General features: G+C 64.1%; 14 protein-coding genes. 2 read left to right on the top strand and 12 right to left on the bottom strand.

Annotation, left to right across the window (positions count from 1 at the left end):
* Positions 1-4: 4 nt before the first annotated feature.
* The 8 genes from pstC to ABIC03_RS31685 form a co-directional block, all read right to left on the bottom strand.
* Complete coding sequence (pstC, locus tag ABIC03_RS31720) at positions 5-994, bottom strand: phosphate ABC transporter permease subunit PstC (protein ID WP_007615692.1); 990 nt, start codon at positions 992-994, stop codon at positions 5-7.
* A gap of 98 nt (positions 995-1092) precedes the next feature.
* Positions 1093-2106, bottom strand: a complete 1014-nt coding sequence (gene pstS / locus ABIC03_RS31715) for a phosphate ABC transporter substrate-binding protein PstS (protein ID WP_275168450.1) — start codon at positions 2104-2106, stop codon at positions 1093-1095.
* Positions 2107-2249: 143 nt separating this feature from the next.
* Positions 2250-3548, bottom strand: coding sequence for an ATP-binding protein (locus ABIC03_RS31710; protein WP_275168451.1), 1299 nt, complete (start codon positions 3546-3548; stop codon positions 2250-2252).
* Between the two features lie 34 nt (positions 3549-3582).
* Complete coding sequence (locus tag ABIC03_RS31705) at positions 3583-4638, bottom strand: lysylphosphatidylglycerol synthase domain-containing protein (protein ID WP_275168452.1); 1056 nt, start codon at positions 4636-4638, stop codon at positions 3583-3585.
* 511 nt (positions 4639-5149) lie between these two features.
* Entirely contained in the window at positions 5150-6082 is a 933-nt protein-coding gene (locus tag ABIC03_RS31700; RefSeq protein WP_354063951.1) for a haloalkane dehalogenase, read from the bottom strand.
* Positions 6079-6669, bottom strand: a complete 591-nt coding sequence (locus ABIC03_RS31695; RefSeq protein WP_354063949.1) for a TetR/AcrR family transcriptional regulator — start codon at positions 6667-6669, stop codon at positions 6079-6081. The genes ABIC03_RS31700 and ABIC03_RS31695 overlap by 4 nt, the downstream gene beginning before the upstream one ends.
* A 105-nt stretch (positions 6670-6774) precedes the next feature.
* Positions 6775-7071: a hypothetical protein gene (locus tag ABIC03_RS31690; RefSeq protein ID WP_275168455.1), complete on the bottom strand. Its 297-nt coding sequence runs from the start codon at positions 7069-7071 to the stop codon at positions 6775-6777.
* 2 nt (positions 7072-7073) lie between these two features.
* Positions 7074-8468 (bottom strand): OmpA family protein, encoded by a 1395-nt coding sequence (locus tag ABIC03_RS31685; protein ID WP_354063947.1) that lies wholly within the window; start codon positions 8466-8468, stop codon positions 7074-7076.
* A 164-nt stretch (positions 8469-8632) separates the two neighbouring features.
* Here ABIC03_RS31685 and ABIC03_RS31680 point away from each other — a divergent pair, with 164 nt between their 5' ends.
* Positions 8633-9691, top strand: coding sequence for a polysaccharide deacetylase family protein (locus ABIC03_RS31680; protein ID WP_354063945.1), 1059 nt, complete (start codon positions 8633-8635; stop codon positions 9689-9691).
* Positions 9692-9910: 219 nt separating this feature from the next.
* Positions 9911-10720 (top strand): SDR family oxidoreductase, encoded by an 810-nt coding sequence (locus ABIC03_RS31675; RefSeq protein WP_354063943.1) that lies wholly within the window; start codon positions 9911-9913, stop codon positions 10718-10720.
* A gap of 207 nt (positions 10721-10927) precedes the next feature.
* Here the strand turns inward: ABIC03_RS31675 and boxB are convergent, their stop codons facing one another.
* From boxB to ABIC03_RS31655, 4 genes are all read right to left on the bottom strand, one after another.
* Positions 10928-12364: a benzoyl-CoA 2,3-epoxidase subunit BoxB gene (gene boxB / locus ABIC03_RS31670; protein WP_354064151.1), complete on the bottom strand. Its 1437-nt coding sequence runs from the start codon at positions 12362-12364 to the stop codon at positions 10928-10930.
* Between the two features lie 116 nt (positions 12365-12480).
* Positions 12481-14169 carry a 2,3-epoxybenzoyl-CoA dihydrolase gene (gene boxC, locus ABIC03_RS31665; protein WP_275168459.1) on the bottom strand — a complete coding sequence of 563 codons (1689 nt, stop codon included), beginning with the start codon at positions 14167-14169 and terminating at the stop codon, positions 12481-12483.
* A 73-nt stretch (positions 14170-14242) separates the two neighbouring features.
* A complete protein-coding gene (locus ABIC03_RS31660; protein ID WP_275168460.1) occupies positions 14243-15064 on the bottom strand; it encodes an alpha/beta fold hydrolase in 822 nt (273 codons plus the stop codon).
* 116 nt (positions 15065-15180) lie between these two features.
* Positions 15181-16722: a benzoate-CoA ligase family protein gene (locus tag ABIC03_RS31655; RefSeq protein ID WP_354063940.1), complete on the bottom strand. Its 1542-nt coding sequence runs from the start codon at positions 16720-16722 to the stop codon at positions 15181-15183.
* Positions 16723-16838: the final 116 nt, after the last annotated feature.

Here is a 16838-nt window from a genome sequence, read left to right as displayed (position 1 = left end):
GGCGCTAGTTCCCCGCCTTCTTTTCCAGCCGCATCAGCATCAGCCGCGCCGCTGCGAGCACGAAGAACGTCAGTACGAACAGCAGCAGGCCGAGCAGGATGAGGCCGGACTGGTGCAGGCCGTCGCTCTCCGCGAACTCGGATGCGATCGCCGCCGAGATCGTGGTGCCGGGGGCGAAGATCGACGACGAGATCCGGAACGAGTTGCCGATGATGAAGGTCACCGCCATGGTCTCGCCGAGCGCGCGGCCCAGCGCCAGCATGACGCCGCCGATGACGCCGACGCGGGTGTAGGGGATCACCACGCTGCGGACGACTTCCCAGGTGGTGCAGCCGACGCCGTAGGCGGCTTCCTTCAGGACCGGAGGCACCGTCTTGAACACGTCGACCGAAATCGAGGTGATGAAGGGCAGCACCATGATGGCGAGGATCAGCGCGGCATTGAACAGGCTGAGATAGGATGGGGGACCCGCGAAGATCGCGCCCAGCACGGGCACGCCGTCGAAGATCTTGATCATGAAGGGCTGGAATGTGTTGGCCAGGAACGGACCCAACACGAAGAAGCCCCACATGCCGTAGATGATCGAAGGGATGCCGGCGAGCAGCTCGATCGCCATGCCGATCGGGCGGCGCAGCCATTGCGGGCACAGCTCGGTGAGGAAGATGGCAATGCCGAGACCCACGGGAATGGCGATCAGCATCGCGATGAAGGAGGTGACGAGCGTGCCGTACATCGGTCCGAGCGCGCCGAGCACCGGCGGATCGGCGGACGGCGCCCAGCGCTGCGTCCACAGGAACGAGACCCCGAATTCCTTCATCGCCGGGAAGGCGCCGACGATCAGCGAAATGATGATGCCGCCGAGGATCAGAAGCACCGAGATCGCGGAGAGCCGCGTGATCCAGTAGAAGGTGACGTCGCCGAGCTTGAACGCGCTCAAGGCCTTGGCGCGATCATACGGTCCGGCGTCGTCGATTACATCGCTCTGAACGGCCATCTCTGCCACGCCGATCCCCTGTTCCAAATAGTATACGTTTTTTGTTGGTCCGTGCCCCGGATGCGGCGCAGCGCATCCGGGGCACGAGCGTCGCGAACCTAGCTCTTGATTTCGGCAGCCCAGGTCTTCTCGATCAGCTGAACGACCGGGTCCGGCATCGGGATGTAGTCGAGCTCTTCAGCCGCCTTGCCGCCGCTCTTGAAAGCCCAGCGGAAGAACTTGATCGCTTCCTGCGAGGCCGCCTTGTCGGTGGCATCCTTGTGCATGAGGATGAAGGTCGCCGCCGTGATCGGCCAGGACTTCTCGCCGGGCTGGTCGGTCAGGATGACGTAGTAGCCGGGAGCCTTGGCCCAGTCGGCGTTGGAGGCGGCCGCCTGGAAGGCTTCGACGGTGGGCTGCACCGGCTTGCCGGCCTTGTTGACGAGACCGGTGTAGGTCAGCTTGTTCTGCTTGGCATAGGCGTACTCGACATAGCCGATCGAGTTCTTGGTCTGGCTGATGTTGCCGGACACGCCTTCGTTACCCTTGGCGCCGACGCCGACCGGCCACTCGACGGCAGTACCTTCACCCACCTTGCTCTTCCAGTCCGCGCTGGCCTTGGCGAGGTAGTTGGTGAAGTTGAAGGTGGTGCCCGAACCGTCCGAACGGCGGACCACGGTGATGGCTTCCGAGGGCAGCTTCACGTTCGGGTTCAGCTTCTTGATCGCGGCGTCGTCCCATTTGGTGATCTTGCCGAGATAGATGCTGGCCAGCGTCTCGCCGTCGAACACCATCTCACCGGGCTTCACGCCCTCGATGTTGACGACGGGAACGATGGCGCCCATCACCATCGGCCACTGGACGAGGCCGTCCTTCTCGAGCTGCTCGGCCTTGAGCGGCGCGTCGCTGGCGCCGAAGGTCACGGTCTTGGCCTGGATCTGCTTGATGCCGCCGCCGGAGCCGATCGACTGGTAGTTCAGACCGTTGCCGGTCTCCTTCTTGTAGGCGTCGGCCCATTTGGAATAGATCGGGAACGGGAACGTCGCGCCGGCTCCGGTGATATCGGCAGCAAAGGCCGCCGTCGTCGATGCGGCGACCATGCCAGCAGCGACGAGTGTTTTGAGGAAATTCATGCTGGTCTCCATACAGGGGAGCGAAGCGCCATCCGCGCCCGATCGCGCTCCCCGTGCCGCCCCTTTAGGAGCGGACAGCTGAGCTTTTACGAAGGTTTGGTGACAGTCGGATGACAGTGTTAAGCAGCTGAAATCGCTGGAATTTAGCTCAGAGCCGCGGGCTTGCCCTGGGGAAAACAGGCGGTGAAAATGGCGCCCTGTTTGGGCACGCTTTCGATCAAAAGCCGGCCGCGGTGGCGGTTAAGGATATGTTTCACCAGCGATAATCCGAGGCCCGTGCCGCCCTGCGAGCGGCTGTCGCCGACATCGACCCGGTAGAAGCGCTCGGTCAGCCGCGGCAGGTGCTCCGGCGCGATGCCGGGGCCGAAATCCCGGACCAGGACCCGGATTTCCTGAGTTCCATCAGGGGCGGCGCCTGATATCAGCGACACGATGACGCGACCGCCCGAAGCGCCGTATTTGAGCGCGTTCTCGATCAAATTCTCGAACAGGCGGAGCAGCTCCTCGCGGTCCCCCGCGATCAGCACCGGGCTCTCGGGGAGCTGGGTCTCGACCTCGACCTGGCGTTCCCGCGCCAGCGGCTCGAGCCCATCGGCGACCTGCAAGATGATCGGCAGCAGGTCGACCAGGGTGTCGGGCCGCACATGGGCCGACAGCTCCACCCGCGACAGCGACAGCAGATCGTCGATCAGGCGTGCCATGCGGGTCGCCTGGTTATGCATGATGCCGAGGAAGCGCTCGCGCGCCTTGGGATCGTCCTTGGCTTGGCCCTGGAGCGTGTCGATAAAGCCGGACAGCGCGGCCAGCGGCGTGCGCAACTCGTGGCTGGCATTGGCGACGAAGTCGGCTCGCATCTCCTCGACCCGGCGCAGCGGCGTCTGGTCGTGGAAGGTCATCAGCATGCATTTGTCGGCGCCGCCGAAGGTGGTGGGCACCGGCACCGGCGTGATGGTCAGCTCCATCCAGCGATCGACCGGGACATGGTCGAGGTAGGTCGCGCGCCGCGGCTCGGTGGTCGCGATCGACTCGCGGAGCGCCGTGATGATCTCGGGCGAACGCAGCGCGAACTGCGCGAGCTCATTCCGGCGTAGCGCCGGCGCGAGCTGGGCGGCCGCGGCGTTGAGATGGATGACTCGGCCGGCGCGGTCAAGCAGCACCGCGGGATCGGGCATGCCGGCGACCACCGCGGCCACCGCCGCGCTCTCGACCGGGTTGACGCGGCGGGTCTCTTCGCGGGAGGCGGCGGTATCGTGCAGGCGCCACGGGATCAGCGCCGCGGCCGCGATGCAGAGGAACACAGCAATCGCATGCAGCGCCAGCAATTCGCCCAGCGAGACCACCACCGACAGCGCCAGCGCCGCGGCGATCAGGATGACGGTCGAGTGCCGCAGCCGGTCGGACCAGGGCTGGGAGGAGGGAGAAGATGGGGCGTCGATCGCCATCGGGGCGGGCTTCTCCAAAAGGATCTTGCGCCGGTCAGGCGCCGCTGTCGCTGCGCTTTCTCACGTAAGCGGCTTCAGGCGCGGGGCCGGGGTCAAGCTTGAGCGCGGCCTGCTGCAGGCGTTTCGATCGTGCGCCGATGATAACTTCGCGAAACGTCAGCAAGATTACAGATATGACGAAAGGGGACAGATAATAGAGGACGCGGAACAGCAGCATCCCGCCCAGCAGCTCCTCGCGATCCATCTGCCAGAGACCGACCAGCATGGCCGCGTCGAACACGCCAAGGCCTCCGGGCGAATGGCTGGCAAAGCCGAGCAGCGTGGCCGAGACGAAGATCACCGCGACCACCACGAAGCCGAGATTGGGCTCGTCCGGGACCAGCACGTACATCGCGAGCGCGCAGAAGCCGAGATCGATGATGCCGATCGCGATCTGGAGCAGCGTCAGCGGACCGCCCGGCAGCATCACGGTCCAGGGCCCGCGGCCGACCATCCGCGGCTGGGTCCAGACCCAGACCACGTAAGCGACCAGCCCGACGATGATCATCATCGCCAGCGTCCGGTTCAGCCAGGCCGGAAGCTGGTCAATCGAGGCCGCAGCCTCCGGATGATAGGAGATGCCGAGGCCCAGCACCGCGGCATTGCCGAGCCAGAAGGTCAGGCCGGCGAGGAAGCAGATTTTTGCGACGTCGATCGCGTTCAGGCCGTAAGCAGAATAGATGCGGTAGCGCACCGCGCCGCCGGTGAAGACGCTGGCGCCGACATTGTGGCCGATCGAATAGCTGGTGAAGGCGGCGAGCGCGTTGATCCGATAGGGCACGTGGGCGTGGCCGATCGCGCGCACGGCGAACAGGTCGTAGAAGGTCAGCGTGAAATAGCCCGCGGCGACGAACAGCGCCGCCATCGCAATCTGGCTCGGCTCGGTGCTCTTGATCGCTTCGAGGACTTCGTTGACATCGATGCCGCGCAGCATGTGGTAGAGCACATAGCAAGCGATGCCGATGACCGCGACGCTGATCACAACTCCAAGCTTATGCAGGATTTGCTTCTGGCGCAGAAACGACATCGCCCTGCGTATGGCTTCCAGCATCTAAACCTCGAACAACGCTTCAGCGGCCAGGGTGGCCGGCGAACAGGCGAACGACACGCAGGCACCCGACCAACCCTCGCTGCGGGTCCCGGCATCGCGCATACCTACTATCTCTCCACTAGCGCGTTTCCGGGCGGAGTGGAATTCGGCAATTCGAACAAAAACTCGTGCCTTCAATATTTTAGGCACGGTTGCGGGCTCCTGATGCACGGTTTGGCGCTTTCGGCGGCAAGACTGACGCGAATCTCCATGGCAATCCTGCGCAGTGGCCATGAAGTTTTGATGATTTCGACCGCACAATGTTCCGTCACGACTTAAGCCGACGTCAATCTATGGGCCGGATTCCCCTGTTGAAAGAGGGGCGGCGCGGCGCGAGGCCGCTGCGGCCCGCACGATTACGTGGCCGACGCCTCGCACCCGATCCATCCGGTTGCACTGCGACATCACAGACGTCATCGCGGCCGCCCGCCAGCGGCCGCGATGAGCATGTCGTTCGGAGGTAGCGATCTGCTCAGGCCGCAAGCTGCGGGCGCACCGCCTCGATCCCCGCGATCCAGCCGGCCACGGAGCGCCCGATCGCCTCGGGGTGATCCTCCTGGAGGAAATGCCGGCCGGCGCCGAGACGAACCAGCGCGCAGTGCTTCAGGGAGGCTGCAAACCGTTCGGCAAATTCCGGCGCGACCAGAGCTCCAGGCTCGGCCGTGAACAAGAGTTTTGGATAGGACGACGCGGCCAGCGCCGCATGCGCGGATTGGAGCGCGCCATAGACGTCAGCAGGCTCGCCTGCGATCGGCAGTTCGCGCGGAAGCGCAAGAACGGGCCGGCGGCTCTCCGGTGTCGGGAACGGCGCGCGATAGGGCGCCATCTCGTCGTCGCTGAGCTTGCGGACGATGCCGCCGGGGAGCACGCGCTCGACGAAAGCATTCGCCTTGAGGATCATCGCCTCGCCCTCGCCCGGCGTCCTGAATTTGCGGAAGGCCGCCCGTGCCGCCTCGGCATGCTCCTGCTCTGCGGCAACCTCGGTGTAGTGGAAGTCCTGCCAGGTCGGCATCGGACGGATGAACTCCATGAAGGCGACGCCGCGCACGAAATCCGGTCGGCGCGCCGCAAGATGAAATGCGAGCGCCGTGCCCCAATCCTGCGCGATGAGATAGGCCGACGTGATACCGCGCTGTTCGATGAAGGCATCGAGATAGCGGACGTGGTCAAAGAAGCGGTAGGCGATGTCGGGCTTGTCGGACTGACCGAAGCCGACGTTGTCGGGCGCGAGGCAATGCGCGACCGGTGACACCAAGGGCATGATGTTGCGCCAGATGTGCGAGGAAGTCGGATTGCCGTGCAGGAAGAGCGCGACCGGCGCGTTCTGCGCGCCCGTCTCACGATAAGCCATGCTGCTTCCGAGGACGGACGCTTTGCGAATCTTGATCTCGATCTGCTTGGTCATGTCAGCTCCTTGAACACGGTTTGGAATGCGATAGTCTTGAAACGTTCGAGCGCTTTCGGATTGCGGTCGACCTTCATGCGCAGGATCGCGCCCTGCCAGGACGCGAGCAGGAAGTCGGCGAGCTCCTCAGGCTCGAAATCGGATGCGATCTCGCCGCGGGTCTGCGCCTCGGCGATGCAGGCGGCGAACGGCACGCGCCATTCGGCAAAGATGTCGGCGAGGCGCACGCGCAGCATCTCGCTGCTGCCGGTCGCTTCCAGACTGAGATCGCCGATCAGGCAGCCGCGACCAAAGCCGTCGGCTTCCAGCCTGCCCGTGATGATGTCGAGGTAGCGCTTGAGCCGCGCGCGGGGGCTCAGCGAAACATCCTGCAATGCCTCCGCGACCAAGCCCCTGGTGATGTCGAAATAGCGGTCGAGCACCTCGGAGGCGAACGCCTCCTTGGAGCGGAAATGGTTGGTGAAGGACCCCTGCGGCGCGCCGGCGGCGGTGGTTACATCGCGCACGCTGGTGCCGTGATAGCCGGTGCGGAACATGACATTGAGGCCGGCGTCGATGATGGCGTCTTTGAGCGATGGCTTTGGCATGACTTCATAATACGTACGTACGTATTAATGTCAAACACCACTCGACTCCCTGGCAATCTGATGGTGGCGCAAGTGATGAGCGCGTTTGCCCCTCAGCTCAGCCGCTCAGGCCGGCGGCATGCTGCGCGCAACCACCCGGTCGCGCAGCCAGGCGCCGATGGCGCCGCCGACGAGATAGCAGGCGAACATGATCAGGCCGAGGTCGAGCCAGTAGCCGAAGCGGCCGGGGACCACATGCGCGAACGAGGCCGCGACCAGGCCGGCAGCAAGCACGGCGAGCCAGCGCGCGGTCACCTTCGAGGTGCCGTTGCCGCGTTGGACCACCGAGATCCAGCCCATGCAGAAGCCGAGCAGCAGCGAGCCTATCAGCCAGCCCAGATGGAACGAGACGAGATAGGGCATCGTCACCTCACCAGAAATTCGATGCGGCGGTTCTGCGCCTTGGCGTCTTCGCTGTCATTGGTGGCGACCGGCTGCGTGCTGCCGTAGCCGACAGCGGTGAAGCGACCGGCAGGCAGGCCGGCCTTGACCAGATAGTCGATCACCGCCTGCGCGCGCTTCTCCGAGAGTGCCTGGTTGGAGGAATCCTCGCCGTCGGCATCGGTATGCCCGGCGACCTCGATATTGGTGGTGGGGCATCGCAGTGCCGTCTCGATCAGATGATCGAGAATGCCGGCGGAATCCGGATCGATGTCGGCGCGCTTCGCCGCGAAACGAATCTTGGCCTTGGCCAAGAGCTCCGAGAACAATTGCTGGCACACGGTGCCGTCGACCGGGCCGGCCGCGGGTTTCACCGTGATTTCCGGCTTGTACTGCCAGTTCTTCGGGAAATCCTTGCCGAGGCCTGCGCGGATGTCGTTGGCGGCACCTTCATACAGCGCATCGCCCGACAGCTTCACCTCGCGGTCGGACACGACCAGCGTGCCGGTCGACAGGCGCGACAGCGCGCCGAGCGCTGCGACCACGGCGGGGCTGAAGGAGCCGGGCGCGCCGACGCTGGCCTTGAGATTGTCGACGACCTTTTCGTTGAAGAATTTCCGGGACGCGCTAGTGGCGATGGCCGCGTGGACGTTGTTGTCGGGAACATAGCCGGTCAGCGTCACCGTCGCGGCCACCGGATCCTTGTAGGCCTGGAAGACGTAAGGCGGCGCCTTGACGTCGTTGGCGGCGATCGAAAAGCCCTCGGGCAGGTTTTTCAGCGCAGCTACGACCGCTTCGCGGCCGCCGAGATCGCGCGCCATCCCCGACAGAGTGACCTTGGTGTCTGTGATCGTGATCTTGCCGTCCTTGAGCTTGCCGATCTGGTCGAGCAGCAGCATCGCAGCCGCCTCGAACCGCGGCGGTGCGCCGCGCGCCAGCCCCATCTGATCGGCCACCTCTGTACCGGCGACCTCCTTGCGGGCCGCCTCGGTCAGCCGGCCCTTCATCGATGGCAGGGGCGCGGAGCCCGACAGCGTCACCCGCACCACGTCCCGTTCGGCGTTCCAGACGAAGGGCTTTGCCTCGGGAACGAGGCGGGTCCGGTCGTCGACCAGGCGCACGCCGGGCACGGTCTCGACAGCCACCACAGCGTCGCGGCGACCCTCCTCGGAAAACGCGTCCGCAGCCAGGCTGACGTCGCGGCCGTCCACTGCGATCCGGGTCTTGTCCAGAACGGTATCCTTTAGCGCCGCCGAGCTGCGGGCGGAAAGGTCCGCCTCGACCGGCGAAGTATTATTCCAGGCCGCAAATCCCCACATGACGGCCAGGGGAATCAGCCCTGGCCACCATTTGCTGGCCCACCTGAAAAGCTTCTGCATTCGACGACCCGAACTCTGGAACCGGAGACAAAACAAACCCTTGGCGGGCTGTCAAACCGGAAATGACGCCCTTCCGAAGGCCGGGCGTGGACAATTGGAATAACTTTTTCTTCAAGGGTTCTTCCGTAAGTTGAAGACGGAATGCCAAAGTCCGCCAGCGGGTCATGAAACAACTTCGTAACAACGTCATCCGCGCCGGGCTGGAAGCACTCTATTTCAGCGGCGCCCACCACCTGTTGCGCCCGCTTTTGTCGGGCGTCGGCGCCATTTTCATGCTGCATCACGTGCGGCCGGCCCGCGACGCGGCGTTCCAGCCGAACAGGCATCTCGAAGTCACCCCCGAATTTCTGCGCGCGACACTGTGCCATCTGCGCTCGCGCGAGATCGACATCGTCAGCATGGACGAGCTGCATGAGCGGCTGGTGCGGCGCCGGTTCGACCGGCGCTTCGCCGCCTTCACGCTCGACGATGGCTATCGCGACAATCTCGATTTTGCGCTGCCGATTCTGCGCGAATTTGACGCGCCTCTGGCGGTCTATGTCGCCAGCGATTTCGCGGAGGGCACGGGTCGGCTGTGGTGGGAGGCGCTGGAGGCCGTGATCGCCAAGGCCGAGCAGATCGAGGTGACAATCGGTAATGCCGCGCTGCGGCTCGATGCCACGACGCCAGCCGCCAAGCAGGTGGCGTTCGACCGCCTGCACGACTGGTTGCGCGCACTGCCCGGCGAGCACGATCTCAAGCGCGAGATCGAGGCGCTCTGCACGAAGTACGGCGTCGATATGGCCGCGCTGTGCCGCAGCCTCTGCCTGTCCTGGGACGAGGTGAAGACATTTGCCGCCGATCCCCTTGTCACGATCGGCGCGCATTCCATCAGCCATTGCAATCTCGCCAAGCAAAGCGAAGAGATCGCCACGCAGGAGATGGCCGTAAGCCGCGCGCGAATCGAGCAGGCGCTCGGCCGCAACGTTCAACATCTTGCCTATCCCTATGGCGATCGCGAGGCGGCGGGAGAGCGTGAATTCGTGCTCGCTGCGTCCGCCGGCTTCAAGACTGCGGTGACGACGCGGCCCGGAATGCTGTTCGCCGAAAACGCCGGCCACATGACCGCGCTGCCACGGGTCTCGCTCAACGGCAATTACCAGGACACGCGGATTCTGCCGGTGCTGACCTCGGGCGCCGCGACCGCGATGTGGAACGGCTTCCGCAGGATCGCGGCGGCTTAAATCTCTCCGTCTTCGCTGCCCGAACTCGGACGTCGTCCTGGCGAAAGCCAGGACCCATTACCACCGCTGTCCATTTTGCGACGCGCTCGGGCCGCAGCTCATTCAAACAACTCTTTCTTGGGGTAATGGGTCCTGGCTTTCGCCAGGACGACGATGCAGCGCTTTCCTTGACTCCCCTCCCCGCCCGCGCTCAAAACGTCGCCAACAAAGGGAGGCACCATGTTCGACGATCTGTTCTCGCTCAAAGGCCGTGTCGCGCTGGTGACCGGCGGTTCGCGCGGCATCGGCAAGATGATCGCGGCGGGATTTCTCAGCGCAGGGGCTGCGAAGGTCTACATCACCGCGCGCAAGGCCGGGCCTTGCGAAGCGACCGCGAACGAGCTCTCCGCGCAGTATGACGGCGAATGCATCGCGTTGCCGATCGACATCTCGACGCTGGCCGGCGCCGAGCTGCTTGCGAGCGAATTCGGAAAGCGCGAGCCAAAACTCGACATCCTCGTCAACAATGCGGGCGCGGCCTGGGGCGCGGAGTTCGACGAGTTTCCGGAGAGCGGCTGGGACAAGGTGATGAACCTCAATGTCAAGGCGCCGTTCTTCCTGACCAAGGCGCTGGCGCCCACGCTGCGCGCGGCGGCATCAGCAGAGCGGCCGGCGAAAGTGATCAACATCGCCTCGATCGACGGCATCTTCGTCAATCCGGGCGAGACCTATTCTTACGCGGCAAGCAAGGCGGGGCTGATCCATTTGACGCGGCGCATGGCCGTGAAGCTGATCGGCGACCACGTCGTGGTCACCGCGATCGCGCCGGGCCCGTTCAAATCCGACATGAACCGCGCCGCACGCGATCATGCCGACGAAGTCTCGACCCGCGTGCCTGCGGGCCGCATCGGCACCGACGAGGACATGGCGGGCGCTGCGATCTATCTCGCCTCGCGCGCGGGGGACTATGTGGTTGGCGCGACCATCGCGGTGGATGGTGGCATTGTTTATGCGAACCCGGGGATCAAGGGGAGCGGGTGGGATAGTTGAGGCAACGGCCCGCGCCTCAAATTCCGGCGTCGTCCCGGCGCAGGCCGGGACCCATACCGCGTGATCTATCGGTTGCGGTTGGTAGGAGTACCGAACAACTAGCCCGCCGCCAAACTTCTCCCTGTGGTTATGGGTCCCGGCTTTCGCCGGGACGACATGGGAGGCTTTGCGCTCCCTCGCGTGTATCAGCCGGCAGAGAACCAGCTCCTACGACTCGATCCTCACATACTCGAAATCGCCGGGCTTGTTGTCGATGCCGACTTTCGGCGGCGAGATCCAGGAGGCGAACTGGCCGGTCTCGGTGACGGGCTGCATCAGCGAGGTGATGAAGTCGCCGTCCGCGGTGGAGGGCAGCCATTCGTCCTTGCGCCGGGCCCAATTTGCGTCATCGATCAACAGACCATCCGGCGTCGCGTGGATGCCCTTGAACTCGCCGATATGGCGATGGAAGGCGACGTTGGGCAGCTTGAGCTCAAACTGGTAGCCCGCGGTCGAGATCACCTTGTTCCAGCGCAGCATGCCCTTGACGCAATCCTGGCTGTAATCGTCGCGCAGACGCATGTTGAGCGCGGTCAACGCCGGCTCGTCCACCAGTTTGATCTCGCCGTCGATGAACTTCAGCACCGGATAGGTGGCGTTCTTGAGCTGATGATCGTCGTCGATCTGGGTCTCGTGATAGCGACCCTTGATGCCGGTGTTGAAGGCGTTCGCCGCGTTGGTCGAGACTTCCGAGCCAAACAGATCGAGCGACAGCGTATAGTGCAGGTTCAGCTTCTTCTGGATGGTCGGCAGATCGATCACACCGAGCGCGCGGACCTTTGCGATGTCGGTGGGATCGGTGATACCGGCTTCCCGCATCGCATCGCAGGTGCGCTGCACGACACGGGTGATACCGGTCTCGCCGACGAACATGTGGTGCGCTTCCTCCGTCAGCATGAAGCGGCAGGTGCGCGACAAGGGATCGAAGCCGGACTGCGCCAGCGAGTGCAGCTGCATCTTGCCGTCGCGATCGGTGAAATAGGTGAACATGAAGAAGGACAGCCAGTCCGGCGTCGCCTCGTTGAAGGCGCCCAGCATGCGCGGCGAGTCGGCGTCACCCGAGCGGCGGCGCAACAAATCGTCAGCCTCTTCACGTCCGTCGCGTCCAAAGTACTTTTGCAGCAGGTACACCATCGCCCAGAGGTGACGGCCTTCCTCGACATTGACCTGGAACAGATTGCGCATGTCGTACAGCGAGGGCGCTGTCTTGCCGAGATGGCGCTGCTGCTCGACCGAGGCAGGCTCGGTGTCGCCCTGGATCACGATCAGACGGCGCAGCATGGCGCGATATTCACCGGGGACTTCCTGCCAGGCCGGCTCGCCAAAATGCTCGCCGAACGGCACGACGCGGTTCTCTTCCTGGGGAGCCAGGAGAATGCCCCAGCGATACTCGGGCATCCGCACGTAGTCGAATTTGGCCCAGCCGCGCGGGTCGACCGAATAAGCGGTGCGCAAGTACACCAGCGATTCCTGGAAGCCTTCCGGCCCCATGTCTTTCCACCAGTCCATGTAGCCGGGATGCCAGCCTTCCAGCGCCTTGAGCACCTGGCGGTCTTCGGCCAGATTGACGTTGTTCGGAATCTTGGTCGAGTAGTCGACGTTCATGATGTTCATGGAGGACCTCCCGTGTGGGACTGGCTTACTTGATCGCTGTGATCGAATTGTTCGCTCGCGAATGGCGAATGGAAGTCCCCTATTCGCTATTCGCCACTCCCTATTCGCTACACTCTGGTCATATCGAATTTCGGCTTCTGGCCGCTGCCGTAGCGGCGCAGCGCGCCTTCCTCGCCGACCGCGTTCGGGCGCTGGAAGATCCAGTTCTGCCACGCGGTGAGGCGCGAGAAGATTTTCGATTCCATCGTCTCGGGGCCGACGAAGCGCAAGCTCGCTTCCATGCCGGTGAGGCTGTCGGGCGAGAAACTGGCGCGCTCCTCCAGGAACACGCGGACCTCGTCGTCCCAGTCGATGTCGTCGAGCGCGAAGGTGACGAGACCGAGCTCTTCGGCCTGCTCGGCGTCCAGCGCCGTGCCCATCGTGGCTTCCGCGCGTTCCACATCCGACGGATCAGCCTGGAAGCGCGATTGAAGCCGCGTCAGGCCATGGCTCATCGGATACGGGCCGAAGTTCATGGCGGAGAGTTCGATCGACGGCGGCGGGCGGTTGTCGCCCTGGCGCGTGCCGATCAGCATGTAGGAGCGGTCGGCAGCGAATACGAGCTCGGCGAGCGTGCCGGCGAAGCAGGAGCCGGGCTCGACCAGCGTCACCAGCGTCCGCGAGGTGACGTCGATGCGCTTCAAGACGCGCTTCCAGTAGTGCCTGATTTCGTTGACCAGCCAGTGCGTCTTGTTGGCTTCGAGGAAGGCGTCGCAGGCGAGCACATGCGCGCGGTCGCCATGGCTCTTGAACACCAGCATGGCGATCTCGAGCTCGTTGATGCGCAGATGCAGGATCGCGTCGTCGAGTTCGCGCGCGACCTGGAGCGGCCAGAACGCGACACCCTGCGCCATCATGCTGTCGATGTCGGCGGGCGGCGCGGCTTCAGGCGCCTTGATCGAGATCGTGGCGATGCGCGCGGCGCGATCGATGTCGACGGTGACAAAGCCGTAGCGGATGCTGGTCTCATCGATGATGCGCTTGAGCGGCGTCAGCGCGATGCCCTTGCCGCTGCCCGCGCGCTTCGAGGCCTGGGCGAATTCCCTGGCGCGCTCGGCAACCTTGCCTTCGAGTTTGCTGTTCGGCGCGATCTCGTCGACCAGGCGCCATTGCACGGCGCGCTTGCCCTTCACGCCTTCCTCGATGGTGCAGAAGAAATCGGCGTGATCGCGGCGCACCTTGCGCTTGTCGACCACACGCGTGAGGCCGCCGGTGCCCGGCAGCACCGCGAGCAGCGGCACTTCCGGCAAGGCGACGGCGGAGGCGCCGTCATCGGCGAGCATGATGTAGTCGGTGGCGAGCGCGAGCTCATAGCCGCCGCCCGCGGCCGAGCCGTTCACGACGGTGATGAAGCGCTGGCCGGAATTCTCCGACGAGTCTTCCATGCCGTTGCGCGTCTCGTTGGTGAACTTGCAGAAATTGACCTTGTGGGCATGCGTCGAGCCCGCAAGCATACGGATGTTGGCGCCGGCGCAGAACACGCGGTTCTTGGCCGAGCGCATCACCACGACCTTGACCTCGGGGTGCTCGAAGCGCAGCCGCTGGACGACGTCGGCAAGCTCGATGTCGACGCCGAGATCGTAGGAGTTGAGCTTGAGCAGATAGCCCTCGAACAGGCCGCCGTTCTCATCGACGTCCATGGTCAGCGTCGCGACATCGCCGTCGACCGCGAGCTTCCAGTGCTTGTAGCGGGACGGTTCGGTCTGGAAATCGATGAATGTCGCGCCGCCTGCGAGGCGCCGATCTTCCCCGGCCATGGGCCACCCTTGAGTTCGTCCTGGTTTTACCGTTAGATGCACAATAATGCATATTATTGCGCGCGTCTAGTCCTTAGCGGCTCGTACATGCATTTTGTTGCATGTCATCTCGTAGGGCCGCTGCTGCAAATTGCTCAATCGCATCAAGCGTCGCCGCCGGAGCTTCGCGATGCGGAGAATGCGCCGCGCCTGACATGACTTTCAAATCGACCGGGCAATAGCATTCTTGCTGCGCGATCTCGGCCTGACGCAGCGTCCCGTATTGGTCGTCGACGCCCTGCAGGATCAGGACAGGAACGCGGATATAGGCGAGATATTCCGAGATATCCCAGTCGCGGAACTTTGGATCGAGCCAGGCGCCGTTCCAGCCGTAGAAGGCGTGGTCGACGTCCTTGTGCCAGCGCGCGAGCTTTGCCTTCAGGTCGGTGGTCTCGAAGGTACTCTTGATCGCGGCGATGGATTTCACCGAGATGTCCTCGACGATGAAATGCGGCGCGATCAGCACGAGGCCGTTCAGGCGATGATCCTGATGCGCGCCGGCATAGATGGTCGCGATCGAGGCACCGTCGGAATGGCCGAGCAGCAGGCCGCGCTTGAAGCCGATCGCAGCGAGGATCTTCGGCAGCACGTCCAGCGCCTCGCGCTGCATGTAGTCGAGCGGCCGCGGCAGCGCGACCTTGCTCGACTGGCCGTAGCCCGCGCGCGAATAGACGAAGATGCCGGCGGAGGTCGCCTGGTGCAGCTTCTCGGGGAAGTCACCCCAGAGCCCGACCGAGCCGAGGCCTTCATGCAGCATGACGATGGTGGGTGCATCGGCAGATTGCGGCGCCAGCCATTTGTATTCGAGGCTGGCGCCATCGATGCTGAGAAAGCCGGTGGGGGTGAGATTGGTCATGTTCTGTCGCTCTTCTCTCAGTCGTCATGCCCGGGCTTGACCCGGGCATCCACGTCTTCCCTCAATTGCAGACGCACGTGGATGGCCGGGTCAAGCCCGGCCATGACGACCTGTTGTCAATTCGTCCCGTCCCGCAGCTTGAACCGCTGGATCTTGCCCGTCGCAGTCTTCGGCAGCGAGTCCACCACGTCGATCCAGCGCGGATATTTCCACGGGCCGATCTTCTGCTTGACGTGGTCCTTGAGCATCTCCTGCAGGCCCGTCGTGGTCGCGCCGGGGCGCAGCACGACGAAGGCCTTCGGCTTCAGCAGACCTTCCGGATCGGCTTCGGGCACGACGGCAGCTTCCAGCACGGCGGGATGCGTGATCAGCGCGCTCTCGACCTCGAAGGGCGAGACCCAGATGCCGGAGACCTTGAACATGTCGTCGGCGCGGCCGCAGAAGGTGTAGCGGCCCTCGGCGTCCCTGACATATTTGTCGCCGGTGCGGGTCCAAGGTCCCTCGAACGTGCGGCGGCTCTTGTGGCGCTGATTCCAGTAGCCCTCGCCGGCGGAGGGCGCATCGACCAGGAGCTCGCCGACCTCGCCGTCGGCGACATCCTGTCCGGCCTCGTTGACGAGCCGCACCGCATAGCCCGGCACCGGTTTGCCGGAGGAGCCGTATTTGATGTCGCCGGGCGCGTTCGACAGGAAGATGTGCAACAGCTCGGTCGAGCCGACGCCGTCGAGAATGTCGACGCCGAAGCGCGCCTTCCAGCTGTTGCCGACGGACTCCGGCAGCGCCTCGCCGGCCGAGGTGCAGATGCGCAAAGACTTGCCGCCGCGCTCGCCCTTCATCGCCTCGTCGTTGAGCATCGCCGCGAACAGGGTCGGCACGCCGTAGAAGATCGAGGGATTATAGCGGTTCATCAGATCGAACATGCGCGCCGGCGTCGGCCGTTCGCTGTTGAGAACCACGGTGGCGCCGACCGACATCGGAAAGGTCAACGCATTGCCGAGGCCATAGGCGAAGAACAGCTTTGCCGCAGAAAGACAAACGTCGTTCTCGCGGATGCCGAGCACCTGCTTCGCAAAAGTGTCCGCGGTCGCCTGCATGTTCGAATGGATGTGGCGTACGCCCTTGGGCATGCCGGTCGAGCCTGACGAGTACAGCCAGAACGCTGGCTCGTCCGGATGCGTCGCAGCGGTGGTAAACCGCTCGCTCTCGTCCGCAATCTCCTCGGCGAGCTGCTTATGGCCGTTCTGCTTGGCGCCGGACACCACGACATGCTCGAGGTCCGGCATGCGGCCGACGACGTCCTTGATGACGGGATAGAGCGCTTCCGAAACGAACAGCACGCGCGCGCGGCAATCGGCGAGGATGTAGGCGTATTGATCTGATGTCAGCAGCGTGTTGAGCGGCACCGGCACGATACCGGCGCGGATCGCGCCCAGGAACAGAAGCGGGAAGTCGACAGTATCCAGCATGATCATGGCCACGCGCTCTTCGCGGCGGACACCGAGTCGGCGCAGCATGTTGGCGGCGCGCCGCGTTTCGCGCTGGAGCTCGCCATAGGTGAGCCGTGAGACGGTGTCGTCGAAGGCGAGCTTGTTGCCGCGTCCCTCCTCGACATTCCGGTCGAGCAGCCAGGTCACCGCGTTATAGGATCCCTCGCTCACGGACTTCTCCCCTGAATTTAGAATTATAATTCATAGAAAGACACCGCATCGGCTTGCTGTCAATGCCAGCAGGCACTATGTTTCATTAATACGCGCCGCAGGACACCCCTAAAAGA

The organism is Bradyrhizobium sp. RT6a (assembly GCF_040547675.1).
Classification (GTDB): Bacteria; Pseudomonadota; Alphaproteobacteria; order Rhizobiales; family Xanthobacteraceae; genus Bradyrhizobium.
The sequence above is the reverse complement of the archived record's forward strand: the minus strand, read 5'-3'. Positions and strand labels throughout refer to the sequence as shown.